Annotated in this window: 21 protein-coding genes and 1 tRNA gene; 11 read left to right on the top strand and 11 right to left on the bottom strand. The window is 66.2% G+C overall.

Annotated features, from left to right (window positions below; all coding sequences use genetic code 11):
- Positions 1-8: 8 nt before the first annotated feature.
- From T8S45_RS09900 to T8S45_RS09925, 6 genes are all read right to left on the bottom strand, one after another.
- Complete coding sequence (locus T8S45_RS09900) at positions 9-1,631, bottom strand: benzoate-CoA ligase family protein (RefSeq protein ID WP_322293599.1); 1,623 nt, start codon at positions 1,629-1,631, stop codon at positions 9-11.
- Positions 1,632-1,633: 2 nt separating this feature from the next.
- Complete coding sequence (locus T8S45_RS09905; protein ID WP_322293600.1) at positions 1,634-2,443, bottom strand: enoyl-CoA hydratase family protein; 810 nt, start codon at positions 2,441-2,443, stop codon at positions 1,634-1,636.
- Positions 2,440-3,180: an SDR family NAD(P)-dependent oxidoreductase gene (locus T8S45_RS09910; RefSeq protein WP_322293601.1), complete on the bottom strand. Its 741-nt coding sequence runs from the start codon at positions 3,178-3,180 to the stop codon at positions 2,440-2,442. The genes T8S45_RS09905 and T8S45_RS09910 overlap by 4 nt, the downstream gene beginning before the upstream one ends.
- On the bottom strand, positions 3,177-5,528 hold the full coding sequence (locus T8S45_RS09915) for a bifunctional salicylyl-CoA 5-hydroxylase/oxidoreductase (RefSeq protein WP_322293602.1): 2,352 nt from the start codon (positions 5,526-5,528) through the stop codon (positions 3,177-3,179). Before T8S45_RS09915 ends, T8S45_RS09910 begins: the two co-directional genes overlap by 4 nt.
- 83 nt (positions 5,529-5,611) lie before the next feature.
- Positions 5,612-6,802, bottom strand: coding sequence for a M14 family metallopeptidase (locus T8S45_RS09920; protein WP_322293603.1), 1,191 nt, complete (start codon positions 6,800-6,802; stop codon positions 5,612-5,614).
- 14 nt (positions 6,803-6,816) lie between these two features.
- The gene (locus T8S45_RS09925; protein ID WP_322293604.1) at positions 6,817-8,160 is read right to left on the bottom strand and encodes a TonB-dependent receptor; all 1,344 of its coding nucleotides are present in this window, start codon (positions 8,158-8,160) and stop codon (positions 6,817-6,819) included.
- On the opposite strand from T8S45_RS09925, the gene T8S45_RS09930 reads away from it, so the two are divergent.
- Positions 8,108-9,232, top strand: a complete 1,125-nt coding sequence (locus T8S45_RS09930) for a glycosyltransferase family 2 protein (protein WP_322293605.1) — start codon at positions 8,108-8,110, stop codon at positions 9,230-9,232. The genes T8S45_RS09925 and T8S45_RS09930 overlap by 53 nt on opposite strands.
- 103 nt (positions 9,233-9,335) lie before the next feature.
- On the opposite strand, the gene T8S45_RS09935 is transcribed toward T8S45_RS09930, so the two are convergent.
- A tRNA-Gln gene (locus T8S45_RS09935) sits at positions 9,336-9,409 on the bottom strand.
- A 184-nt stretch (positions 9,410-9,593) separates the two neighbouring features.
- Between T8S45_RS09935 and T8S45_RS09940 the strand changes: the two genes are divergently transcribed.
- Together T8S45_RS09940 and T8S45_RS09945 are read left to right on the top strand one after the other, a co-directional pair.
- Entirely contained in the window at positions 9,594-10,874 is a 1,281-nt protein-coding gene (locus T8S45_RS09940; RefSeq protein ID WP_188642688.1) for a Ppx/GppA phosphatase family protein, read from the top strand.
- Complete coding sequence (locus T8S45_RS09945; protein ID WP_322293606.1) at positions 10,871-11,536, top strand: RlmE family RNA methyltransferase; 666 nt, start codon at positions 10,871-10,873, stop codon at positions 11,534-11,536. Before T8S45_RS09940 ends, T8S45_RS09945 begins: the two co-directional genes overlap by 4 nt.
- A gap of 118 nt (positions 11,537-11,654) precedes the next feature.
- On the opposite strand, the gene T8S45_RS09950 is transcribed toward T8S45_RS09945, so the two are convergent.
- Both T8S45_RS09950 and T8S45_RS09955 read right to left on the bottom strand, forming a co-directional pair.
- Positions 11,655-12,335, bottom strand: a complete 681-nt coding sequence (locus T8S45_RS09950) for a c-type cytochrome (protein ID WP_322293607.1) — start codon at positions 12,333-12,335, stop codon at positions 11,655-11,657.
- A gap of 88 nt (positions 12,336-12,423) precedes the next feature.
- Positions 12,424-13,464 carry an isoaspartyl peptidase/L-asparaginase family protein gene (locus T8S45_RS09955; RefSeq protein WP_322293608.1) on the bottom strand — a complete coding sequence of 347 codons (1,041 nt, stop codon included), beginning with the start codon at positions 13,462-13,464 and terminating at the stop codon, positions 12,424-12,426.
- 122 nt (positions 13,465-13,586) lie between these two features.
- Here T8S45_RS09955 and T8S45_RS09960 point away from each other — a divergent pair, with 122 nt between their 5' ends.
- Both T8S45_RS09960 and T8S45_RS09965 read left to right on the top strand, forming a co-directional pair.
- On the top strand, positions 13,587-14,831 hold the full coding sequence (locus T8S45_RS09960; RefSeq protein WP_322293609.1) for a mechanosensitive ion channel: 1,245 nt from the start codon (positions 13,587-13,589) through the stop codon (positions 14,829-14,831).
- A 121-nt stretch (positions 14,832-14,952) separates the two neighbouring features.
- Positions 14,953-15,168: a hypothetical protein gene (locus T8S45_RS09965; RefSeq protein WP_322293610.1), complete on the top strand. Its 216-nt coding sequence runs from the start codon at positions 14,953-14,955 to the stop codon at positions 15,166-15,168.
- A gap of 30 nt (positions 15,169-15,198) precedes the next feature.
- Here the strand turns inward: T8S45_RS09965 and T8S45_RS09970 are convergent, their stop codons facing one another.
- Positions 15,199-16,206 (bottom strand): zinc transporter ZntB, encoded by a 1,008-nt coding sequence (locus tag T8S45_RS09970; RefSeq protein ID WP_322293611.1) that lies wholly within the window; start codon positions 16,204-16,206, stop codon positions 15,199-15,201.
- 129 nt (positions 16,207-16,335) lie between these two features.
- Here T8S45_RS09970 and T8S45_RS09975 point away from each other — a divergent pair, with 129 nt between their 5' ends.
- From T8S45_RS09975 to T8S45_RS09990, 4 genes are all read left to right on the top strand, one after another.
- Complete coding sequence (locus tag T8S45_RS09975; protein WP_322293612.1) at positions 16,336-17,634, top strand: OmpP1/FadL family transporter; 1,299 nt, start codon at positions 16,336-16,338, stop codon at positions 17,632-17,634.
- 166 nt (positions 17,635-17,800) lie between these two features.
- Entirely contained in the window at positions 17,801-18,946 is a 1,146-nt protein-coding gene (gene ispG, locus T8S45_RS09980) for a flavodoxin-dependent (E)-4-hydroxy-3-methylbut-2-enyl-diphosphate synthase (RefSeq protein ID WP_322293613.1), read from the top strand.
- 87 nt (positions 18,947-19,033) lie between these two features.
- Complete coding sequence (locus T8S45_RS09985) at positions 19,034-19,384, top strand: hypothetical protein (protein ID WP_188642698.1); 351 nt, start codon at positions 19,034-19,036, stop codon at positions 19,382-19,384.
- A 116-nt stretch (positions 19,385-19,500) separates the two neighbouring features.
- Positions 19,501-20,208, top strand: coding sequence for a murein L,D-transpeptidase catalytic domain-containing protein (locus T8S45_RS09990; RefSeq protein ID WP_322293614.1), 708 nt, complete (start codon positions 19,501-19,503; stop codon positions 20,206-20,208).
- Here T8S45_RS09990 and T8S45_RS09995 read toward each other — a convergent pair.
- A complete protein-coding gene (locus tag T8S45_RS09995) occupies positions 20,205-21,557 on the bottom strand; it encodes a L,D-transpeptidase family protein (protein ID WP_322293615.1) in 1,353 nt (450 codons plus the stop codon). The genes T8S45_RS09990 and T8S45_RS09995 overlap by 4 nt on opposite strands.
- Before the next feature lie 122 nt (positions 21,558-21,679).
- On the opposite strand from T8S45_RS09995, the gene T8S45_RS10000 reads away from it, so the two are divergent.
- Complete coding sequence (locus T8S45_RS10000) at positions 21,680-22,567, top strand: DMT family transporter (protein WP_322293616.1); 888 nt, start codon at positions 21,680-21,682, stop codon at positions 22,565-22,567.
- Positions 22,568-22,616: 49 nt separating this feature from the next.
- Entirely contained in the window at positions 22,617-22,958 is a 342-nt protein-coding gene (locus T8S45_RS10005) for a hypothetical protein (protein WP_322293617.1), read from the top strand.
- Positions 22,959-22,978 lie beyond the last annotated feature (20 nt).

Consider the following 22,978-nt stretch of genomic DNA (forward strand, 5'->3'; position numbering starts at 1 on the left):
TGTCTTTCCTATGAATTTTCGCGCAGGCGGAACCGCTGGATCTTGCCGGTGGTCGTCTTGGGCAAGGCATCCACGAACACCACCGAGCGCGGGTACTTGTAGGGGGCGATGCGGGCCTTCACGTGCTCCTGCAAGCGCTCAACGGTCGCTTCGTCGCGCGCCACGCCCGCGGCGACGACCACGTGGGCCTCGACCACTTGCCCGCGCTCCGCATCGCTCGCGCCGATCACCGCGCATTCGGCGACGTCGGAATGCGACAGCAGCGCCGCTTCGACCTCGGGCCCGGCGATATTGTAGCCCGAGGAAATGATCATGTCGTCCGATCGCGCGGCGAAGTGGAAGCGCCCGTCCTCGCCTTGGCGGAAGCTGTCGCCGGTCAGGTTCCAGCCCTCGCGGACGTATTCCGCCTGGCGCGCATCGGCGAGGTAGCGGCAACCGGTCGGTCCACGCACGGCGAGGCGACCGATTTCTCCCTGCGCCACGTCCTGCATCTCGTCGTCGACGATGCGCGCTTCGTAGCCGGTGACCGGCCGCCCGGTGCAGGCGGGGGCGCGGTCGTCGGGGCGGTTGGTGATGAAGATGTGCAGCAATTCTGTCGACCCGATCCCGTCGAGGATCGGTGTGCCGGTCTTGCGCTCCCATTCCTCCCATACCGGTGCGGGCAGCGTCTCGCCCGCCGACACGGCGAGGCGGAGCGAGGAGAGGTCGGCGCCTTCGTCCATCGCGGCGAGCATCGCGCGATAGGCGGTCGGCGCGGTGAAGCTGATCGTCGCGCGGTGGGTCTCGATCAGTTCGACCATGTTGGCCGGACTCGCCTGTTCGAGTAACGCCGCGGCCGCACCGAACCGCAGCGGAAAGATCGCCAGCCCGCCGAGCCCGAAGGTGAAGGCCAGCGGAGGCGAGCCGACGAAAATATCGTCGGGTGTCACGCCGAGCACTTCCTTCGCATAACCATCGGCGATGATCAGCAGGTCTCGATGGAAATGCATCGTCGCCTTGGGTTCGCCGGTAGTGCCCGAGGTGAAACCGAGCAGCGCGACGTCGTCCTGCGAGGTGTCCGCCGCCTCGAACCGCACGGGCTTGGACAGCGCAACGCGGTCGAGCTCGGCATCGTGATTGGCGGTCCCGTCGAAGCCGACGACCTTTTCGAGGAAGCGCGAATCCTTGGCGCAGGCGACCATTTCGTCGAGGCTGCGCGTATCGCACAGAGCAAGGCCGATCTCGGCCTTGTCGACGATCTTGCACAATTCGCCCGCGCGCAGCATCGGCATGGTGTTGACCGCCACCGCGCCGGCCTTGGTCGCGGCGAGCCAGCAGGCGACCAAGGCCGGGTTGTTGGGCCCGCGGATCAGCACGCGATTGCCCGGCACCACGCCGTAATCCTCGACCAGCGCGCGTGCGATCCGGTTCGACCAGTCGGCCAGTTCCTTGTAGGTGCGCGACCGGCCATTGCCGATCAGCGCGATGCGGTCGCCATGCCCCTCGTCGACCAGCCGGTCGCACAGTTCGACCCCCGCATTGAGCCGCTCGGCATAACCGAACCCGTCGAGCAGCAGCTCCGGCCATTGTTCGAATGGCGGGAGATTGTCGCGCGCGAAGCTGTCGCTGTGGCCGGACGGAAGTAGCTCCATGGTCAGTCTCCTTCGAAGACCGGTTTTTCCTTGGCCGCGAAGGCCTCGAAGGCGCGGTGGAAATCCTTGGTCGCCATGCAGATCGCCTGGGCCTGCGCCTCCATTTCGATCGCGGTATCGATCCCGACATTCCATTCATGCGCGAGCTGGGTCTTGGTGATGCCGTGCGCGAAGGTCGGCCCCGCGGCGAGCGAGCGGGCAAGCTTGCGCGCTTCGTCGAGCAGGTCGCCCGCATCGACCAGCCGGTTGTGGAAGCCCCAGCGCTCGCCTTCCTCGGCGCTCATCACGCGGCCGGTATAGAGCAGCTCGGATGCCCTGCCCTGCCCGATGATCCGCGGCAGGATCGCGCAGGCGCCCATGTCGCAGCCGGCGAGCCCGACGCGGGTGAACAGGAAGGCGGTCTTGGTCTCGGGCGTAGCCAGCCGCATGTCGCTCGCCATCGCCATGATTGCGCCCGCGCCGACGCAAACCCCGTCGAGCGCGGCGACGATCGGCTGCGGGCAGCCGCGCATCGCCTTGACGAGGTCGCCGGTCATGCGGGTGAATTCGAGCAATTGCGGCATCGGTTTCTCGGTCAGCGGACCGATGATCTCGTGGACATCGCCGCCCGAGGAGAAATTGCCGCCCGCACCCGCGACCACCACCACCTTGACCGCCTGGGCATAGGTCAGCGCGCGGAAGGTATCGCGCAATTCGGCATAGCTTTCGAAGGTCAGCGGGTTCTTGCGCTCGGGCCGGTTGAGCGTGATCGTGGCGACGCCGTCTGCGAAGTCCCACAGGAAATGCTCGGGCTGGAAGGTTTCGGGATTCATGCGATCTCCACTGCTTCGCCATTCCGGTCCGACCGGACCAGTTCCACCACGGCGGCGGCGACTTCTTGGGGGGTGATGACGCGGCCCGACGGGTTGAGCCGGGCCAGTTCGGCGCGCGCCTCGTCGGCGCTGCGTCCGGTCTTTTCACGGATCGTCGCGACCGAGCGGGCGAACATGTCGGTATCGACGAAGCCGGGGCAGACGGCGTTGGCGGTGACGCCCCTGCCCTCCATCTCGAGCGCGATCGAGCGCATCAGCCCGACCGCCGCGTGCTTGGCCGCGCTGTAGGGCGAGGCGTAGGCGACGCCGTGAAGCCCCGCGACCGAGGCGACGGTGACGATCCGCCCGCTGCCCGCCTCAACCATCGCCTCGATCACTTCCCTGGTGCAATGGAACACGGCATCGCAATTGACCGACATCGTGCTGCGCCAGGTCTCGAATTCGAGCTTGGCGAACGGGGCGGTCGTGGCGGCCCCGGCATTGTTGACGAGGATGTCGATCGCACCACGCCGCTCGCGCGCAGCCGCGAATGCGGTGGCGACCTGCGCGGGATCGGTGACGTCGCAGGTGGTGACGTAGGCCTGCTCGCCAATGCTGTCAGCGACCTCGCGCAGCGGCGCCTCGCGCCGCCCGAGCAGCGTGATCTTCGCGCCTTGGTCGGCCAGCGCCTGCGCAATTGCCGCGCCGATCCCGGTGCCGCCCCCCGTTACCAGTGCATGGGCACCGTCGATCATCATGCCTTGAATTCCTCCGCTGCAAGCCGCTCCTTCTCCGCCAGCCGGTAGAGCTGGTCGCGCCCGGCGAGATAGGGGTCGGGCCAGGCCACCGACCGGTCGTCGAGCTCGGCCGCCGCGTGCAGCGTCCAGTAGGGATCGCTAAGATGCGGGCGGGCGAGGCAGACGAGATCGGCACGCCCCGCCAGCAGGATCGAGTTCACGTGGTCGGGCTCGTAGATATTGCCGACCGCCATCGTCGCCATGCCGGTCTCGTTGCGGATGCGGTCCGAAAACGGCGTCTGGAACATCCGGCCATACACCGGTTCGGCGCGGGTCGAGGTCTGGCCCGCGGACACGTCGCAGATATCGACGCCCGCCTCCTGCAGCATCGCCGCGATGGCGACCGCCTCTTCCGGCGTCACCCCTTCCTCGCCAACCCAGTCATTGGCCGAGATGCGCACCGAGATCGGCTTGCTCTCGGGCCACTCGGCGCGCACCGCTGCGAACACCTCGAGCGGGAAGCGCATGCGGTTTTCGAGGCTCCCGCCATATTCGTCGTCGCGGCGGTTGGTCAGCGGGGTGATGAAGCTCGACAGCAAATAGCCATGTGCCATGTGCAGCTCGATCATGTCGAATCCCGCGCGCTCTGCCATTTGCGCAGCGGCGACGAACTGATCGCGCACCATGTCCATGTCGCCCCGGTCCATGGGTTTGGGCACCTGGTTGCGATCCGACCAGGGTACCGCCGAAGCGGAAAGCAGCGGCCAGTTTCCCTCGGCCAGCGGCGCGTCCATTTCCTCCCAGCCGAGCTGGGTCGAACCCTTGGGCCCCGAATGGCCGAGCTGGGCGCAGATCTTCGCCCCGGTCTCGGCATGGACGAAATCCGTGAGCCGCTTCCACGCCGCCTCGTGTTCGGGCGCGTAGAGCCCCGGGCAACCGGGGGTGATCCGCCCCTCGGGGCTGACGCAGGTCATCTCGGTATAGACGAGGCCCGCCCCGCCCTTGGCGCGCTCGGCATAATGCGCGAAGTGCCAGTCGGTCGGGCAGCCGTCGACCGCCTTGTACTGCGCCATCGGCGAGACGACGACGCGATTGGCGAGATGCATGCCGCGCAGCTGGAACGGCGCAAGCATCGGCGCGCGCGTGGTATTGCTGCCCGCTTGTCGGTGGAACCAGCCTTCGGCCTCGCCGAGCCAGCGCGCATCGCGCAGCCGCAAATTTTCGTGGCTGATCCGCTGCGAACGGGTCAGCAGCGAATAGGCGAACTGCATCGGCTCGAGCTTGAGGTAACGCTCGACCTCCTCGAACCACTCGCACGAATTGCGCGCCGCCGATTGCAGCTTGAGCACCTCGACCCGCCGTTCCTCCTCATAGGTTGCGAAGGCGCCTTCGAGGTCTGGCTCGTCCTGCAGCAGATCGGCGAGCGCGATCGCGCTTTCCATCGCCAGCTTGGTCCCCGAGCCGATCGAGAAATGCGCGGTCGCCGCGGCATCGCCGAGCAGGACGAGGTTCTCATGGTGCCAGCGCTGGCACAGCACGCGCGGGAAGTTGAGCCAGCCTCCGCCGCGCAGATGTTTCGCGTTGGAAATCAGCTCATGCCCGCCGAGATGATCGGCGAAGATCGCCTCGCAGGTCGCGACCGACTGTTCGCGATCCATCGCGCCGAAGCCGAATGCGTCCCACGTCGCCTCGCTACACTCGACGATGAAGGTCGCGGTGTCGTCGTCGAACTGGTAGGCGTGCGCCCACACCCAGCCATGCTCGGTTTCTTCGAAAATGAAGGTGAAGGCGTCGTCGAACTTCTGGTGCGTCCCGAGCCAGACGAACTTGTTGGCGCGCATTTCGATCTCGGGGCGGAAGACCTCGGTAAAGTGTTCGCGAACCCGCGAATTGACCCCGTCGGCGGCGATGACGAGATCATATTCGCGCATCATGGAGGCGACGTCCTCGACCTCGCTCTCGAAATCCATTTCCACGCCGAGTTCCAAGGCGCGCTGTTGCAGGATCGTCAGCAGCCGCTGGCGCCCGATCCCGCAGAAACCGTGCCCGGTCGACACGATCCGGTTGTCGCCGCGCACCACCGCGATATCGTCCCAATAGGCGAAGTGGTCGCGAATTGCGGCGGCACTGACCGGGTCGTTGGCCGCGAGGTTTTCAAGGGTTTCCTCGGACAACACCACGCCCCAGCCGAAGGTATCGTCGGGACGGTTGCGTTCGAACACGGTGATCGCGCAATCGGGATCGCGCAGCTTGAGGCTGATCGCGGCATACAGCCCCGCCGGCCCGCCGCCGCAAATCGCGACGCGTCTCGGTCTCTTCCCACCACTCTCCACGCCGCCATGAGTGCGCGCAGGCGCAATCGAATTCAAGGTCAATCGGGGCTGTCACCGACATTAGGCGGGAACAATCGCAATCGCGTCGGGGGCGTCGGCAAGCGGGTCCGGGGCTTGGCCTATTCGCCCGGCACGGTCAGGTCCGCCTCGACCAACCGCTCGATCATCGCCTCGGCGGCCGCACGGGCGACCTTGGCGATCAGCTCGCGATCGGTTTCGTCGCCGATCTCGAAGGTGACGGCAGGGATGCCGTAGGTCTCGTAGAACCAGTTCTTCGCGACGCCGCTGCCGCTGGTGTGGCCGGGGCTGCGCCGGACCTCGAATTCGGGCACCCGCGCGCCGATCGCGTCGAGCCAGCGTTCGGTGAATTGGGCGGGCACGGTCGGGAGTTCGGGCGGGATCGTGTAGAAGACGTCGCGCTGGGTCGAATGGAAGTCGACAAGGCCGATCGGCCGATGGCCGGTCGGCAGCGAATCGAGCCAGCGCTTCACGCTGCGGGTCTCGGGCTGCGCGAACCGGCCCCAGTCGCGATTGAGGTCGGTGGCGCCGAGATTGGCCCGCCAGTGCCCGCGCGCGACCCCATCGGGATTGAGCGACGGGACCGCGAGGAAGCGAATGCCCCGACCTTCGAGCGATCCCGCCTCGACCAGTTCGACCAGCCGGACCAGGAAGGCTTCCATCGCCAGCGCACCGGTCACTTCGGGCGGATGCGCGCGGCCGAGCAGGACGACGACGTTCGGCGCCGATGCATCGCCGATCTCGAGCGCATCGATCGGGCGACCCTCGTGGCTGCGGCCGAGGACTACCCTTCTGGTCTGGTTCCACCGATCGAGCCGCTCGATCAGGGCGGCGTAACGGACACCGGCATAGATTTCCTGCCCGGCGACCACGCCCGCTCCGGGCGGCAAGGTGAAGCGCGCGGACCGGTCATCCTCCGCCACTTCGGTCTCGAGCAATTGCCATTCTCCGCCGACCTCGCGCTTCGGCCGATAGCGGTGCTCGGATTCGAGATAGCGCAGGGTGATCGCGACGTCCGGTCCGGGCGCCGCCTCGTAGCGGAAGGCGTACCAGGCGCTCGGGTTGATCGGCGGGGCGTGTTCGGGCGAGACGAGGATCGAAAAGGCCCGTTCGCCCTCGATCGTGCAACGCGATTGCGATGCACCCTCGAAATCGAAAGCAATGGTGACGCTCGCACTGCGGCAGGCGAGCGCATTGGTTCGGGCCTCGGCTGGTTGCACAACCGGCGGGGGCGTGGCGACACATGCCCCCGCCAGCATGCTGGCCAGGATGATGGCGGGCAACCGCTGCATGGTTGCCCGCATTATCAGAACTTCTTCCGCAGCTCGATATGGAACACCCGTCCCCGCGCGCTGTGGAGCTCGCTGAAGAAACCATAGGTTTCGTCGGCCAGCGGCGGATCTTCATCGAACAAATTGTTGATCGCGAAGCGCAAGCGCGTGTCGTCGAGCGGCGTGTCGGTATCCTCGATCGTGTAGGCGATCGAGAAGTTCATGGTGAACCACTCGTCGACCGGGAAGAAGTTCGCGTTCGGGTCTTCCGACACGATCAGATTGTCGCGCACGACGCTGGTGTCGTAGACCATCCCGACATACTGGCCGTAAAGACCGATTTCGACCGGGCCCTGCTCCCAGTTGATCGAACCGCTGGCACGCCATTTCGGACGGCCTTCGACCTCGAGCAGTTCGCCTAGCCCGCCGACCGTCACGTCGAGCGGCAGTGTGCCCGCCGCCACCGCGTCGAGGATCTCCTGCCCGTCGGGGCCTGCATCCTGAACGAAGCTGATCAGCCGCGCGACATTCAACCGCACCCGGAACCTGCCGAGGCCGAAATCGGGAACGTTGTAGAACAGCCCGAAATCCATCCCCTTCGAGGTCCGGCTGTCGAGGTTGAGATAGGGATCGTTGACGAAGTCGATGCTGCCTGCCGCGTCGAGGCCGGTCCCGGCGAACAGCGCGATCTGGTCGGCGGTCGGCGCGAGGCGGACAACGTTCGGGTTGGTGCTGCCGTTGAGGCGGCGGAGCAGGTCGAGCGCGATCGCGTTGTCGTCGCCGAACGTGCCGACCAGCCCGGTCTGCCGTACACGCCAGTAGTCCGCCGTCAGCGTCAGGCCGGGAATGAACTCGGGCTCGAGCACCACGCCCAGATTGATGCTGGTGCTGTCCTCGGGAACGAGCTCGTCGGTCCCCGACCGGAACGAGATCACACCCGCGCCCGCGCACGAACCGAGGCTCGGGATCACGCCCTTGATCACCTGCGCCTGGCACTGCACGAAATCGTCGCGCGTGTTGGAACGGGTGGTGCCCTCGTCGTTGACCTGGACGAGGTTCGGCGCGCGGAACCCTTGCGACCAGGCGCCGCGCAGCGTCACGCCCGGCACGGTGGTCCAGGAGGCGGCAACGCGCGGAACAATCGCGGTTTCGTCGATATCGTCGAAATGCTCGAGCCGGCCCGCGAGCTGGAGGTTGAGTTCCTCGACCAGCGGCACGTCCATCCCCTCGCTGACCAGCGGCACGAAGATCTCGGCGAAGGCCGAGTAGACATTGCGCTCGCCCTTGGTGTCGGGCGACGGGCTGGTGCCCGCGACGTCGCTGCCGTTGAATTCGCCGGTCACGCTGTCGGTGAAGGTGATCGTCCCGTCGGCCGCCACGCCGATATCGCCGCCCGGCAGCGCCGAACTGCAGCAGACCCGCATTCGCGCCACCTACAGGTCGCGCCGCTATCCCAACCTGCTCGTCGTCGACAAGGAGAACGGACGCAAGGCCGACGCCGCCAATGCCGGGATCGGATTCGCGCGGACCCCGCTGGTCTGCGTGATCGACGCCGATTCGATCATCGAACCCGACGGCCTTCTGCGCGCGGCCGAACCGTTCATGTATGACGATGGCAGGCTGATCGCCGTGGGCGGCGCGATCCGCATCGCCAACGGCTGCACGATCAAGGGCGGCTCGCTGCAGAAGATCGGCATCTCCAAGAGCCTCGTGCCGCGTTTCCAGACGGTCGAATATCTCCGCGCCTTCCTGATGAACCGGGTGGCCAACGCCCATACCAACACGCTGATGCTGATCTCCGGCGCCTTCGGCCTGTTCCGCCGCTCGACCCTCGTCGAGATGGGCGGGTACCGCCACGATACCGTCGGCGAGGACCTCGAACTGGTGGTGCGCATGCACCGCCACATGCGCGATCGCGAGCGCGAATACCGGATGGCCTTCGTTCCCGACATCGTCTGCTGGACCGAGGCGCCGGCCGCGCTCGACGGACTCGATAACCAGCGCAAGCGCTGGCAGCAGGGTGCGCTTGAAACGCTACAGTGCCATCGCGGCATGATCTTCAACCCGCGCTACGGTCGGATCGGGATGCTCGCCATGCCGCAGATCGTGCTCGAGGATATCATCGGCCCACCGGCTGAACTGCTCGGCTACCTGGTGCTGCCCGCGGCGGCCTTGCTCGGTCTGCTCGACCCGATGATGGCGCTCGCCTTCTTCTTCGTTTCGGTGGTTTTCGGCTGCGTGCTAAGCCTCGGCACCTTGGCGCTCGAGGAACAGCAATTGCGCCGCACCCCCACCGCCACCGATCTCGTCCGCATCGGCATCGCCGCGGTGATCGAGAACTTCGGCTATCGCCAGATCAATCTCTGGTATCGCCTTCAGGGCATCCGACGTTTCATGAAGAAGGATTCCACCTGGGCCGCGGTTCCCCGCGTGGGATTCGGCAAGGGCTAGCACCCAGCCCGGAGCAAAATGAAACTGTAATTCGCCCAAGGCCGCCGCGCGCGCGCATGCGATCCGGCGGGACCGGCTCGCGGGGGTTGTTCTGGCGAGGAATTGGATGCCCCGTGAGGATTCGAACCTCAATTGACGGAGTCAGAGTCCGCAGTCTTACCATTAGACGACGGGGCAATCGGAGGCGCGCATCTAGGTCGGTGCCGGGGATTCGTCAAGCATAGCGATCGCAAGCTTTCGCACCCCCCGATCGGTCCCAAATCCGAACCGAACTTGCCGATTCGAATCGCTTGCCCTAGGTTCGGTGACAGGTTCCCGCGAGCCCCTGCTCGCGGGCGAAAGAACAAGAGACACGCGTATCATGGCGGAAGACGATCCGTCGGCAGTGCGCGGGGCACATAATCGGGACCGGGAGCACAGGTCCGGCGGGAACGGCAGGTCGCAGGGCCACTCGCATAACGGAAAGGCTTCCCCACACGCCTCGCGCCCGCCCGGCCAGCACCGGGACAACGGCAAACCGGCCTCGTCGGTTTCCGGCAGCGGCAGCAAGAACGGCCGGGCCACGCCCGCCCGCAACCCTTTCATTCGCACCCCACACCACCGGCAGGCCTATGCCGCGCTCGATCTCGGTACCAATAATTGCCGCCTGTTGATCGCGCGGCCCGAGGGCGAGAACTTCACCGTGATCGACGCCTTCAGCCGGGTCGTGCGGCTGGGCGAAGGATTGGCGCTCAATGGAAGGCTGTCCGACGAGGCGATGGAACGCACGCTCGCTGCGCTGCATGTCTGCGCGGGCAAGCTGCGCCGCCGCCGGGTGCACCTCGCGCGTTCGGTCGCGACCGAGGCCTGCCGCCGCGCGGCCAATGGCGCCGAATTCATCGAGCGGGTGCGCAAGGAAACAGGGATCGTGCTCGACATCATCTCCGCGCGCGAGGAGGCTCGGCTCGCGGTGCTCGGTTGCCACGTCCTGCTCGAACACGGCGAAGGACCGGCGATGATCTTCGATATCGGCGGCGGTTCGACCGAGCTGGTGCTGGTCGAGACCGGGGGCACCATTCCCACCATCATCGACTGGCAGAGCGTGCCGTGGGGGGTGGTTTCGCTGACCGAGGAGATCGGGCCCGAGCCCGAGGGCCCCGAGACCGAAGGCAGCCGGGCGGCGCGGCTGGCGCGCTATGCCAGGATGCGCGAGACGGTGGCCGATTCCTTTGCCGAATTCGCCGAGCGGATCGCACCGTCGCGGCGCGAGAGCCGCTTCGGCGAAGGCGGGCTCCGGCTGCTCGGCACCAGCGGCACTGTGACCACGCTCGCCAGCCTCCACCTCGAACTGCCGCAATATGATCGCGGCGCGGTCGATGGTCTGATCATGCCGAGCCAAGGCATGCGCGACATCGCCGAGCGGCTGTCCTCGCTCTCGCCCGAGGAACGCGGCGAGGTGCCGTGCATCGGCCATGACCGCGCCGAGCTGGTGGTAGCAGGCTGCGCGATCCTAGAGACGATCCTCGACCTGTGGCCGGCCGAGCGGCTCGGCGTGGCCGATCGCGGCATCCGCGAGGGAATCCTGCGCTCGATGATGGCATCGGGGCTGCAGGGCGAGCAGGCGCGCCGCGAAATCGTCGCCGGTCGGGGAGATACAGCATGAGCCGTTCGGGCAAGGACCCGGTCCGGCGGGTGAAGAAAGCCCGCGGACGCAGCGAAAGCTCGCGCCGCTGGCTCGAACGCCAGCTCAACGATCCGTGGGTCAAGCAGGCCAAGCAGGATGGCTATCGCAGCCGTGCCGCCTACAAGCTGAAGCAGATCGACGAGAAGTTCGACCTGCTGCGCGGAGCGCGACGCGTGGTCGACCTCGGCGTCGCGCCGGGCAGCTGGGCGCAACTGGTACGCGAGGTCGCGCCGAAGGCCGAGCTGGTCGGGATCGACCTGCTCGAGACCGAGCCGATCGAGGGCGTGACGCTGCTGCAGATGGATTTCATGGACGATGCGGCGCCCGATGCGCTGAGCGACGCGCTGGGCGGGCCGCCCGACCTCGTCCTGTCGGACATGGCCGCCAATACCACCGGCCACAAGACGACCGACCAGCTGCGCACGGCGGGACTGGTCGAGACCGCCGCGCATTTCGCGATCGAGACGCTCGTGCCGGGCGGCAATTTCGTCGCCAAGGTGTTCGCCGGTGGCACCGACGCGGAACTGCTCTCGGTGCTCAAGCAGCACTTCAAGAGCGTCAAGCACGCCAAGCCCGAGGCGAGCCGCAAGGGCTCGCCCGAATGGTACGTCGTGGCGAAGGGCTTCAAGGGGCGCGGCTAAGCCACCTTCTTGGCGCCGCTAGCATGGCGACGCGAACCAAGGCGCAAGGCGCGCCCGCGCAGGAGGGCCGCCGCGACCGCGCCGCCGCGCAATGACGAATTACAAGTGGCCGCTGACCTTATTCTTCGGGGATCTGGTCGGAAAGGATGGGTGTATCCTGGAGTTCCGGATCTGGCTGATTGACCGCGGTGGCATCGTCGAAGTCGGTGCCGACCTGTTCGCCCATCTCGCCATTGTCCTGGGCCGGGGCGTCACCTTCCTCGGGCTCTTCGACCGGGGGTGGCGGCAGCGCGATGTTCGAACCCTGCGTGTTGAGCCATGCCATCAGGTTGGCGCGGTCCTCGGGCTTGCCGAGACCGGCGAAGCTCATCTTGGTCCCCGCGGCGAACTTGCGCGGGCTGGCGAGCCAGGCGTCCATCTGTTCCCAGGTCCAGGTGCCGCCGACGCCCTTGAGATCGGCCGAATAGGCAAACGAACCCGAGGCGATCGGCGCGCCCATGATGGCATGGATGTTGGGGCCGATGCCGTCGGCGCCGCCCGGGGTGACCGTGTGGCAGGCGGAGCACTTTGCAAAGACCTGCTCGCCCGCGGCGAGATCGGCATTGGCGAGCAGCGTCGCCAGCGCGGGACCATCGTCCTCGCCACCTTCTTCCGCCGCACCTTCGATGAAGTAGCCACCTTCTTCGGGGGCGTGCGGCTTGTCAGCCTGGAAATAATGAGAGGAGAGGCTCGCGCCGCCGAGCAGCACGATCCCGGAAAAGAGGATCCAGCCGAAGGTTGTGTTGGTCCGATCGTCCATGGCGTTTTCGCGTCTTTGCTAGTGATGGAAGTTTGCGCGCCGCCTTAGGAGCGGGAGCCGATCAAGGCAAGGGTGCGAAGGCGCAGGATCAGTCGTCCTCACCGCCATCTTCGCCGGCGAAGATCGCCACTTCGTTCAATCCCTCGGAATCGGCGCGCCCGCGATACATGCCGGTGGTGTCGAAGGCGAAGGCGAGATCGCCGTTCGCGCCCGCGACGATCACACCGCCATTACCGCCGAGCGCGCCCATTTCGGCGATCACCGCTTCGCCCGCGACCTTCGCGCTCTCGCCCTTCATCCGCATCCGCGCGCAAATCTCGGCGGCAACGTTGGTGCGGATGAAATATTCGCCCCAGCCGGTCGCGGAGACGGCGCAGGCGCGATTGTCGGCATAGGTGCCCGATCCGATGATCGGCGAATCGCCGATCCGTCCCCAGCGCTTGCCGGTCATCCCGCCGGTCGAGGTGCCGGCGGCCAGGTTGCCGTTGCTGTCGCGCGCGACCGCGCCGACCGTGCCGAACTTGGTATCGATTGCGAGCTGGCTCATGCCCTGCTCTTCCATCTGCGCCGCCTTGTAGCGCTCGAGAGCCTCGCGGCGGCTGTCGGTGCCGAACCACGCCGGGTCGACCAGCTCGAGCCCCTGTTCCGCCGCGAACTGCTCCGCCCCCTCGCGGCTCAAGAATACATGGGGACTGTCCTCCATCACCGCACGCGCGAGCAGGATCGGGTGGCGGACGTTGCGCGTGCCGGTGCTGGCGCCCGCATCGCGGGTGCGGCCGTCCATGATCGAGGCGTCGTGTTCGTTGACCCCGTCCCAGGTGAAGACCGCGCCGCGCCCGGCGTTGAACTTGGGATCGTCCTCCATCAGCGTGATCGCGGCGACCACCGCGTCCATCGCGGTTCCACCTTCTGCGAGCACTTTCGACCCGGCATCGAGCGCGGCCTGCAGGGCAGCCTCGTATTCGGCGCGGGTCTCCGCATCCATCCGCTCGGGCGACATCGTGCCCGCGCCGCCATGGATCGCGATCGACCATTCGGGATCGTGTGCGGACGCCGGGGCGGCGAGAAGAAGGAGAAGCCCGGCGAAAGCGAGAACGGGGGCGGCGAAGAACTGGCTGAGAATACGCATGCCGGCGGTTGTGTAACCGCGCCCGGCGATTGGCAAGAGGCCAGATTATGCACACGCCATTTGGTTAAAGCCCCGCAACCTGTTAATTTGGGCCTCATCATAAACACGGGGAAGGAAACGATATGCAACTAGGGAATTATCGTTGGGACCAGGATGTCGCGATGGAGGTTCTCGAGAAGATCGGGCTCGCCGTCGTCATCCTCCTGGCCACTTGGGTGGCTGCACGGGCGGCGAAATGGGCATTCGCCAAGCTTGTCGACAAGATTTCCTTCTTCCAACGCGGGACCGGCAGCGGGCGATCGCTCGGTGAATCGCTGGGCGAGATCGTCAGCCTGCTGATCTGGCTGTTCGGGCTGCTCGTCCTGCTGACCGTGCTCGGCCTCGCTTCGGTGGCCGATCCGATCAACGCGCTGCTCGCCAACGTGGTCGACTTCATCCCGAACCTGGTCGGTGCGGGGCTCATCTTCTTCATCGGCCTGATGGTCGCGAAGATCGTGCGCGACCTCGTCACGACGACGCTGCAGACGGTCGATTTCGACAAATGGGCCAATCGCGGCGGGGTAGACACCGTCACCGGCAACAGCACGATCAGCAAGACCATCGGCACCGTGATCTACGCGATCATCGTGGTGTTCGTCTCGATCCTCGCGCTCGATGCGCTCAACCTCGACAGCGTGATGGCTCCAGCGAGCAACATGCTTCAGCTGATCTTCGACGCGATCCCGCGGATCATCGGGGCGGCGATCCTGCTCGGCATCGGCTACGTCATCAGCCGCTTCGTGGTGGAATTCCTCAAGGAAATCCTCGCCGGGCTCGGCGTCGACCGTTCGCTGCAGGCCGCCGAGATCCTGCCCCACGACACGCGCGCATCAAGCGTGATCGCACGCGTCGTGCAGGTCGCGATCATCCTGTTCTTCGCCATTGCGGCGACCAGGCTGCTCGGCTTCCCGGAACTGACGGCGCTGCTCAACGAAGTCCTCGAACTGGGCGGCAAGGTCGTGTTCGGCGCGGTCGTGATCGGGGTGGGCTTCTTGCTCGCCAACATGCTCCAGCGGATCATCGACGGGGCGGAGAGCGGGTCGTCCGCGGGCTCGATCGTGAAGTGGGCGACCATCATCCTCTTCACCTTCATGGGCCTGAGCTTCACCGGCGTCGGCGACATCATCACCGAAACCGCATTCACCGCGATCGTGATCGGTGTCTCGGTGGCGGGTGCGCTGGCCTTCGGCCTCGGCGGCCGCGAGTGGGCCGCGCGCAAGCTCGAACAGATGGACGACGCGGCGGGCGATGGCGTGCCACCGGCACCCAAGCCGCCGCGCCGGCGTTCGACCAAGGGCTCGGAAGATCCGCTGCCCCCCGGCGCGTGATCGACGGCGATGGCAATGCGGCGGGGCGCGGGATTTCGATCCCGCGCCCCGTCTGCTTGACCGGCACCGCGTTCCCCGCGAACACGATCGGGAAGGAACCCTTAACGGAGGCGGGCGCGGTGTGGCGCCCGAACAGATCATGACCCCGGAAGAACGCATCCACCGGCTCAACCATGCAAACAAGAACTGCCGCCAGATGCTGGGCGCGGTCGATCGCAAGCTCGCCGAGGCATTGCGATGCCTCGAAGATGGGCGTCACGAGGAATGCGAAGCCCTGCTCGGCCAGTTGAAGCAGGCGCTGCCAGAAGCGATCAAGGTAATCGAGCACGACGACTGAGCTGGCCCGGACCAGCGCCGTCCCTCGCGATCACAGCCAGCGCAGTTTCCGGAACAGGAAATAAAGCGCGAACATGATCGCGATGCACAGGCCGACGACCCACCAGAACGCTTCGGGATCTTCCAATCCGGGCATCCCGCCGACATTGATCCCGAACAGGCCGGTGAGAAATCCGAGCGGCAGGAAGATTCCCGCCACGATGGTGAGCATGTAGGTCGCGCGTTCGTTCGCCGCGAGCGCGCGGGCGCGCAGCTCGTCCTGCATCACCATCGCGCTTTCCTTAGAGATATCGATGTCGTCGAGGTAGCGGCGCAGCCGGTCGATCGTCTCTGCGATTTCGCGGCGGTCGTGATCCTCGAACCATGGCGGCGCTTCGCGGCTGATCGCTTCGAGCGCGACGTGCTGCGGACCCATGTGACGCTTAAGGGCTAGGCAGTTGCGCCGGATGCTTGTGATCCTGTCGAGCATGCTGTCGGTATCGCCCTCGAGATCGGCCTGTTCGAGTTCGTCGATATGGTCGTTCATGTCGACGATCGCGGCGTTCATCCTTGTGACGAGGTTTTCGGCCAACTCAGTCACGATCGCCCCGCAATCGCGCGGGCCGATGCCGTCGTCGATCGCCTTCAGCACGCGGCGCGGGGACTGCATCGGGTGGCGCCGCAGCGTGACCAGCCGCGCCCCGTCGCACCACAATTGCATCGAGATCATGTCCTCCGGTTGGGCCCCCGGGTTGAAGTTGATCCCGCGCAGCGTCGCGACCAGCGTACCGGCTTCGCGGAATGCACGCGGCCGGGTACGGTCGGAGACCAGCAGTTCCCAGGTCGGTTCGGGCAGGCCGAGACCGTCGCGCAACCACTCGGTCACGCCCGCGCGATTGCGGCACAGATGGACCCACATGATTTCGCCCGGGGCGGCGGGCTTCCAGTCCCGCGCTTCGTCCCAGCCGATCACTCGCGCCCCGCCCTCGCCGTCGAGGACGCGCCCGAACAGCAGCGGGCCATCGGCATCGTCTTCGCGGGCAGCTTCGTTGTCGGTCACCGATCCCGTCTCGCCCAAAGCTGCGGCGTTGGCAACGCGGTGCGGCCTAAGCGCCACGAAAATTCAACCGTTAAGTGGATCGCAAAGGAACGGCTTGCCGCCACGGCTGGCCTGTAGGAAGATATCCAGATGCAGAACAAGCCTTTCATCGCTGCGCTCGGCCTATCGAGCGCGCTCGTTGCCACACCTGTCGTTGCAGGTGGATTCTACGTCCAGGAGCAGTCCGGAATCGAGGCCGGTCGCGCCTATTCCGGCGAAGCTGCCGCCGCCGATAGCGGCGCGACGATCTTCTTCAACCCGGCGGGGATGACCGAACTCGAAGGCATCAATATCGAGGGCGGCGGGCAATTGCTGTTCGTCACCGCGCAGCAGGACAACGCCGGATCGACGCGCACCGTGCCGGGCCTGGCGGGGACCGTTCCCGTTGCCGGCAGCGACGGCGGCAATCCGTTCGCCCAGCCGATCCCGATCCCGAGCTTCTATGCCAGTGCACAGGTCAGCGACCGCGTGTGGGTCGGTGTCGGCGTCAACAGCCCGTTCGGCGTCGCGTCGGGCTACGAGGACGATTTCTTCGGCCGCTTCGATGCGGTGCAGGCAGACCTGCTGACCTTCAACGTCCAGCCGAGCGTCGCGGTCAAGCTGACCGAGAACCTCTCGCTCGGTGGCGGGATCGACATCCAGTATATCGACACCACGCTGGTCAACGCGCTGCCCAACCTCTCGCCGACCGCGCCCGACGGGCGCTTCGCGATCGAAGGCGACGATATCTCGTTCGGCTTCAATGTCGGCGCGCTGTTCAAGGCCGGCCCGCTGCGCTTCGGCGCGCATTACCGTTCGCAGGTCGAACACACGCTCGAAGGGCCGCTCGAGATCTCGGGCCTCGCCGGACCGCTCGCGCCGCAGAACGGCACGTTCGACGCGACCACGCCGATCACCATGCCCGATATCGCCACGCTCTCGGTCGCGATCGACCCCGGCGGCAAGTGGCGAGGCTATGCTACCGCGCGCCATTACGACTGGAGCGATTTCGACCGGATCGACTTCATCGCCCCCGGATTCCCGCCGACCAGCAGCCCGCAGAACTACGAGGACACGATGTCGATCGCGGCGGGCGGCGAATATGACTTCTCCGACAAGCTCACGCTGCGAGCGGGCACGATGTGGGACGAAAGCCCGGTCGGCGACACGTTCCGCTCGACCCGCGTGCCCGATGGCGACCGGCTCTGGGCCAGCGCCGGTGCGACCTATCGCCTGACCGATCACATGGCGGTGAACCTCGCCTACAGCCACGTCTTCGTCTCGAGCGAGCCGATCGCGCGTCAGACGGTGTTCTATCCCGGTACGCCGGCGCAGACGAGCGTGGTCACCCGCTCGAACAGCACCGGCGATGCAGACGTGCTCGCCTTCTCGCTATCGACGCGCTTCTAAGGCGTTTTCCTAAGCGCGCCGGGCCTGTTATGCAGGGCCCATGTTCCCGCGTATCGCAATCGTGCAACATAGCGCCCATATGGGCGGCGCACACCGCTGCGCGCGGTCGTCTTTTCTTTGCCCTGGACAGTGTAACACCCGGTCCATGCCCGTTAGGATTTGAGCCTTGAGCCTAGATTCCATCCGTCCCTGGCGCACGATCGAGCGCCGCCAGTCCCGCCAGATCATGGTCGGCAGCGTGCCGGTCGGCGGCGATGCACCGATCACCGTGCAGACCATGACCAACACCCCGACCGAGGATGTCTCCGCGACGATCGACCAGATCCGCCGCTGCGAGGAGGCGGGTGCGGACATCATCCGCGTGTCGTGCCCCACCGCCGAGGCGACCGAGCGCTTCGACGAGATCACCAGGGCCGCAGCGATCCCGATCGTTGCCGACATCCATTTCCACTACAAGCGCGCGCTCGAGGCCGCCGACAAGGGCGCGGCCTGCCTGCGCATCAACCCGGGCAATATCGGCAGCAGCGAACGCGTCGCCGAGGTCGTTCGCGCGGCCAAGGCGAACGGTTGCGCGATCCGCATCGGCGTGAACGCGGGCAGCCTCGAAAAGGACCTGCTCGAGAAATACGGCGAGCCCTGCCCCGAGGCGCTGATCGAAAGCGCGCTCGACCACATCAAGCTGCTGCAGGACCACGATTTTCACGACTACAAGGTGGCGGTGAAGGCCAGCGACGTATTCCTCGCGGTGGCCGCCTACCACGGCCTCGCCGAAGCGGTCGACTGCCCCTTGCATCTCGGAATTACCGAGGCGGGCGGGCTGATCGGCGGGACGGTGAAGAGCTCGATCGGGATCGGCTCGCTGCTGTGGGCCGGGATCGGCGACACGATCCGCGTCTCGCTCTCCGCCGAACCCGAGGAAGAGGTCCGGGTCGGCTTCGAGATCCTCAAGGCACTTGGCCTGCGCACCCGCGGCGTGCGCGTCATTTCCTGCCCCTCCTGCGCACGGCAGGGGTTCGACGTGATCCGCACCGTGCAGGCGCTCGAGGAGCGGCTCCAGCACATCAAGACCCCGATGAGCCTCTCGGTGCTCGGCTGCGTCGTCAACGGCCCGGGCGAAGCGCGCGAAACCGATATCGGCATCACCGGCGGCGGCAACGGCAAGCACATGGTCTACCTCTCGGGCGTGACCGACCACCACGTGAAATCGGGCGACATGCTCGATCACATCGTCGACCTCGTCGAACAGCGCGCGGCGATGATCGAGGACCAGATGAGCGATGCCGGCAATGCCGACGCGGTGGCGGCGGAGTGACCGAGCCCCGGCTCGCTTGACAGAAAGCGTCTGTGTCGAATGTTTACCCGGTCCGCCATGCTCGCGGCGGTAAACAGGAGGACCCAGATGAAGAAATCCATGATTGCGCTGGTCGTGTTCGGCGCCACGCTCGCCGGTTGCGGCTCGGGTATCGGGCAAGCGAAACAGGAAATGGCCGAAAGCTGTTTTTCTAGCGGCAACGGTCGGCTGACCGAAAGCGAATGCGCCTGCATGGCCGACAAGGCGTTCGAAACGCTCAACAGCGAGGAACGCGCCTTCATCGACAAGCTCTACTCGCTCGAGCGCGGCGTGCCCGACGCCGAGGCCGCCGAGCGACTCGGGATGGAACGCAGCGAGTTCAACCGCCTGTCGCGCGCCTATATGGGCAAGGTCCGCGACGGGGCGATCGGCGCCGCCCGCCAATGCGTCGGCGCCTGAAGTCGCATCGGATGGCCGTGTTCGCGCCCGGCCTCCTTCGCCACGATCCATCGCAGCCGCGGATAATCGCATCGCATTCAGGCTTTGCTAAACCGTAAATGTGCTATGAAGGGGTTATGGATCGACGCACACTGATCAAGTCAGGGCTCGCCTTCGGTGCCGTTGCGGCGCTTCCCGCGCGCCTGTCCGCCCAGGTTGCGACCCATTCGCCGCGCGATCGGCGCCTGTTCGAGATCGCCCGCCGGGGCATCGAGGAACACGGCGCACTGCTGTGGCACAAGGATGTCGTCGGGATCGCCGATTTCGGCCTGCATTCGGCCAATGAACGGCTGCATTTCGTCGATCTCGCGAACGAGCGCGTGCATTCCTACCTGTGCTCGCACGGCACGGGGTCGGACCCGCAGCACGATGGCTGGCTCAAAAACTTTTCGAATGTCGAGGGCTCGAATGCGACGAGCCGCGGGGCCTATTTCACCCGCGGCTGGTACACCGGGCGCTACGGCGTCTCGATCCGGCTAGACGGGCTCGATGCGACCAATTCCAACGCGCTCGACCGAGCGATCGTGATGCACCAGGCAACCTATGCCCGCGCCGAACATGTCGAGCGGTGGGGTCGGCTCGGCCGTTCGAACGGCTGTTTCGCAATGGACCCGAAGGATTTCGACGAGGCCAAGCTGCATCTCGCCGGCGGCAAGCTGCTGTTGGCCGACAGCTATGGCATCGGGCCCGACGGCGGCGAGATCATTCCGCCCTTCCAGCAGGCCGAAATCCTCCAGCCCGATCCCCCGCGCGACGAACAGCGCACCAATCCGGGGATCTACTAGGCTCCGGGAGCTTCGATCGCGACCGCCTTCTCGCTGGTGACGCGCGCACGGTTGCCCACGCGCTCGGCGTCGAAGCTCGCGAGCACCGGCGCGTCGCGGTCGTAGATGTCGCCGAAGGTCTTCATCTTGCCGTCGACGTCGGTCCCCATAGTGAAATAGGTGATGTAGACCGGCCATTTCCGCTCCAGCGGGACCTTGGTGTACTTGCCCGACGCGGCGATCTCGACCGCCTCGTCGCGCGTCGCGCCCTTGCCCACGATCGCCATCGTGATCGCGAGTTCGTCGGCGTGTTCGGTGCGGATGCAACCATGGCTGAGTGCGCGGTAGTCCTGGGCGAACAGCGATTTCGCCGGCGTATCGTGGATGAAGATTGCATGCGGGTTGGGCATGTCGAGCTTCATCCGGCCGAGCGAATTGCCCGGACCGGGCTGCTGCACGACAGTCACCCAGCCATTCTCCCCTCTGGTCGCGACATAGCCGTTGGCACGCGCCCAGGCAGGATTGTTCAGCACCTTCGCGCCAAGCCCTTCGCCTTTCACGATCGATTGCGGCACCGTCCAGGTCGGGTTGAAGACCACGCCCTCGACCGTTTCGGCGAGCTGCGGGGTCGCGGTGCGGCCCGGCTTGCCCACGATGGTGCGGTAATTGAACAATACCTTGTCGCCCACGGTCACGCGCAGCTTGTATTCGGGGACATTGGTGAGGAGGTAGAACCGGCCCAGCTCTCGCGGGAGCCAGCGCCAGCGATCCATGTTCGCCATGATCAGCTTGCGCTTCTTCGTCTCGGTGGTCTTCGCCAGTTCGGCCTTGAGCGCAGCGTAGTCGCGATGCTCGGGCGCCAGCCCCACCAGCGCCCCGGCAATATCGCCGCTTGCAAGCGCCTGCTCCATCACGGTGAAGGTCGGCAGGCGATCGGCGTCGGGATCGACCACGAACCACTGGCGGCGCGCGTCCATCGGGGTGCGCCCGTCGCGCAGATCCTCGACCAGGTAGACGAAGATTCGGCTGGCGAGCGTATCGAGCGCTTCGCCTTCGCCCGCGTCGATCGCGGCACGCAGCGCTTCGGGCTCGTAGTCGGCGGGTATCAGGCCCTCGGTCCCGATGTTCTCGACCGCGGCGAGGAGCGCCTCGGCGTGCTTGACCGACCATTCACCGACCGGGTCGGGATCGGCCTCGGGCGGGATGTCCTGGACCACCGCCTGCGAGACTTCCTGTTCGACCGTCACGCGGTCGACCGCCATCGAATCGGTCGAGATCTCGGTTTCCGCGCCGGCTTCCTGCGCGCCTGCGGCCAGCGGAGTCACCAACAGCGTCGCAGCGCCGAGCGAAAGAATGGTCCTGGTATTCATCTTGATCCCTGTCTTCGGCGGAATCTCCCGCCAACGTCGTGCGCTTATAGCATGTGGGTAGCTGTCGCGTAACTGAATCGCGGCGCTTGTCGCGCAGTCATTCGCCGCGCATGAGGCACGCCATGCCGGACCGTCACCTTCACCTCATGCCCGTTCTCGCCGCGCTCGCCGGGGTCGCGTGCCTGTCGTTGATGGACGCCTTCATGAAGGGCGCGGCGCTGGCGATCGGGGCCTATAGCGCGGCGGTGCTGCGTTACGGGATCGGCTTTGCCGTCGCCGCGCCGGTGTGGCTTGCCGCAGGTGGGCGCTGGCCCGCGCGCGAGCCGCTGCGCTTCCACCTGATCCGCGGCGTGATCTCCGCCTTCATGGCGCTGACCTTCTTCTACGCGCTGACCAAGCTACCGATCGCCGAGACGATCGCGATCAGCTTCTTCGCGCCGATCCTCTCGCTCTATCTCGCCGCGCTGCTGCTCAAGGAGCAAATCCGGCGGGAGGCGATCTGGGCGGCATTGCTCGGCCTCGCCGGCACGCTGGTGATCGTGGGCGGGCGGATCGGCCGCGAGCGAATGACCGAGGATGCCGCGCTGGGCCTCGCCGCGATCACTTTCTCCGCCCTGCTCTACGCCTACAACCTCGTGCTCGGGCGGCAGCAGGCGCTGGTCGCCAAGCCGCTCGAAATTGCCACCTTCCATAGCGGAATCGGGGGGCTGGTGCTCGCCTTCGGTGCGCCGTGGTTCCTCGTCCTGCCGGACGCGGCGGTAACCGGCGATCTCGCCGCTGCCGCGCTGCTGACCGTGGTCGGCGCCGCGGCGCTCGCATGGGGATATGCCCGCGAAGAGGCGCAAGTCCTGGTTCCGATGGAATATTCGGGGTTCCTGTGGGCGAGCCTGTTCGGATGGCTCTTCTTTCGCGAGGCCGTCCCGCTGACGACGATATCCGGCGTGCTGCTGATCGTGGCGGGCTGCTGGATCGCCACCCGGCGCAAGCGGCCCGAGATAGGCGCGATCTAGGCGGAACTCGAACGGGCTGCGGTCGGTTGATGGGGCAAAGGAGATATCCATGACCGACGGACCGAAGAGCCAGGAACAGCGCCAGGCCGGCCTAGCCCCCGAAACGCATAATGACGAGCAGGACGATCATCGCAGCCAGGCGCAGGAAGTGACCGAACAGGCCGAGACGTTGACCGAGGAAACGCGCTCGCCGACCGAAAGCGAGAAGGGGCCGAACAAATCGGGCCTCATGGGCGATTCGACCCAGGACACGATCGACCACATGCGCGACATGGAAAGTTCGGGTCGGGTCGACATGGACGCCTATCGGGGCGAACCGAACCACGACGACAATGTCGACAAGTTCGGAAAGGACAAGAAGCCCGACGGGCTGCGCGGCGACGGGACCTGATCCGCGCCGCATCCTTTCCG

This window comes from Pseudoblastomonas marina (genome assembly GCF_034374265.1).
GTDB classification, from domain to species: domain Bacteria; phylum Pseudomonadota; class Alphaproteobacteria; order Sphingomonadales; family Sphingomonadaceae; genus Alteriqipengyuania_A; species Alteriqipengyuania_A marina.

Coding starts and splice junctions, on each gene's coding strand:
- T8S45_RS09900 (WP_322293599.1), bottom strand. CDS start 1,631: ATGGAGCTACTTCCGTCCGGCCACAGCGACAGCTTCGCGCGCGACAAT.
- T8S45_RS09905 (WP_322293600.1), bottom strand. CDS start 2,443: ATGAATCCCGAAACCTTCCAGCCCGAGCATTTCCTGTGGGACTTCGCA.
- T8S45_RS09910 (WP_322293601.1), bottom strand. CDS start 3,180: ATGATGATCGACGGTGCCCATGCACTGGTAACGGGGGGCGGCACCGGG.
- T8S45_RS09920 (WP_322293603.1), bottom strand. CDS start 6,802: ATGCAGCGGTTGCCCGCCATCATCCTGGCCAGCATGCTGGCGGGGGCA.
- T8S45_RS09940 (WP_188642688.1), top strand. CDS start 9,594: ATGGCGGAAGACGATCCGTCGGCAGTGCGCGGGGCACATAATCGGGAC.
- T8S45_RS09945 (WP_322293606.1), top strand. CDS start 10,871: ATGAGCCGTTCGGGCAAGGACCCGGTCCGGCGGGTGAAGAAAGCCCGC.
- T8S45_RS09950 (WP_322293607.1), bottom strand. CDS start 12,335: ATGGACGATCGGACCAACACAACCTTCGGCTGGATCCTCTTTTCCGGG.
- T8S45_RS09955 (WP_322293608.1), bottom strand. CDS start 13,464: ATGCGTATTCTCAGCCAGTTCTTCGCCGCCCCCGTTCTCGCTTTCGCC.
- T8S45_RS09960 (WP_322293609.1), top strand. CDS start 13,587: ATGCAACTAGGGAATTATCGTTGGGACCAGGATGTCGCGATGGAGGTT.
- T8S45_RS09975 (WP_322293612.1), top strand. CDS start 16,336: ATGCAGAACAAGCCTTTCATCGCTGCGCTCGGCCTATCGAGCGCGCTC.
- T8S45_RS09985 (WP_188642698.1), top strand. CDS start 19,034: ATGAAGAAATCCATGATTGCGCTGGTCGTGTTCGGCGCCACGCTCGCC.
- T8S45_RS09990 (WP_322293614.1), top strand. CDS start 19,501: ATGGATCGACGCACACTGATCAAGTCAGGGCTCGCCTTCGGTGCCGTT.
- T8S45_RS09995 (WP_322293615.1), bottom strand. CDS start 21,557: ATGAATACCAGGACCATTCTTTCGCTCGGCGCTGCGACGCTGTTGGTG.
- T8S45_RS10000 (WP_322293616.1), top strand. CDS start 21,680: ATGCCGGACCGTCACCTTCACCTCATGCCCGTTCTCGCCGCGCTCGCC.
- T8S45_RS10005 (WP_322293617.1), top strand. CDS start 22,617: ATGACCGACGGACCGAAGAGCCAGGAACAGCGCCAGGCCGGCCTAGCC.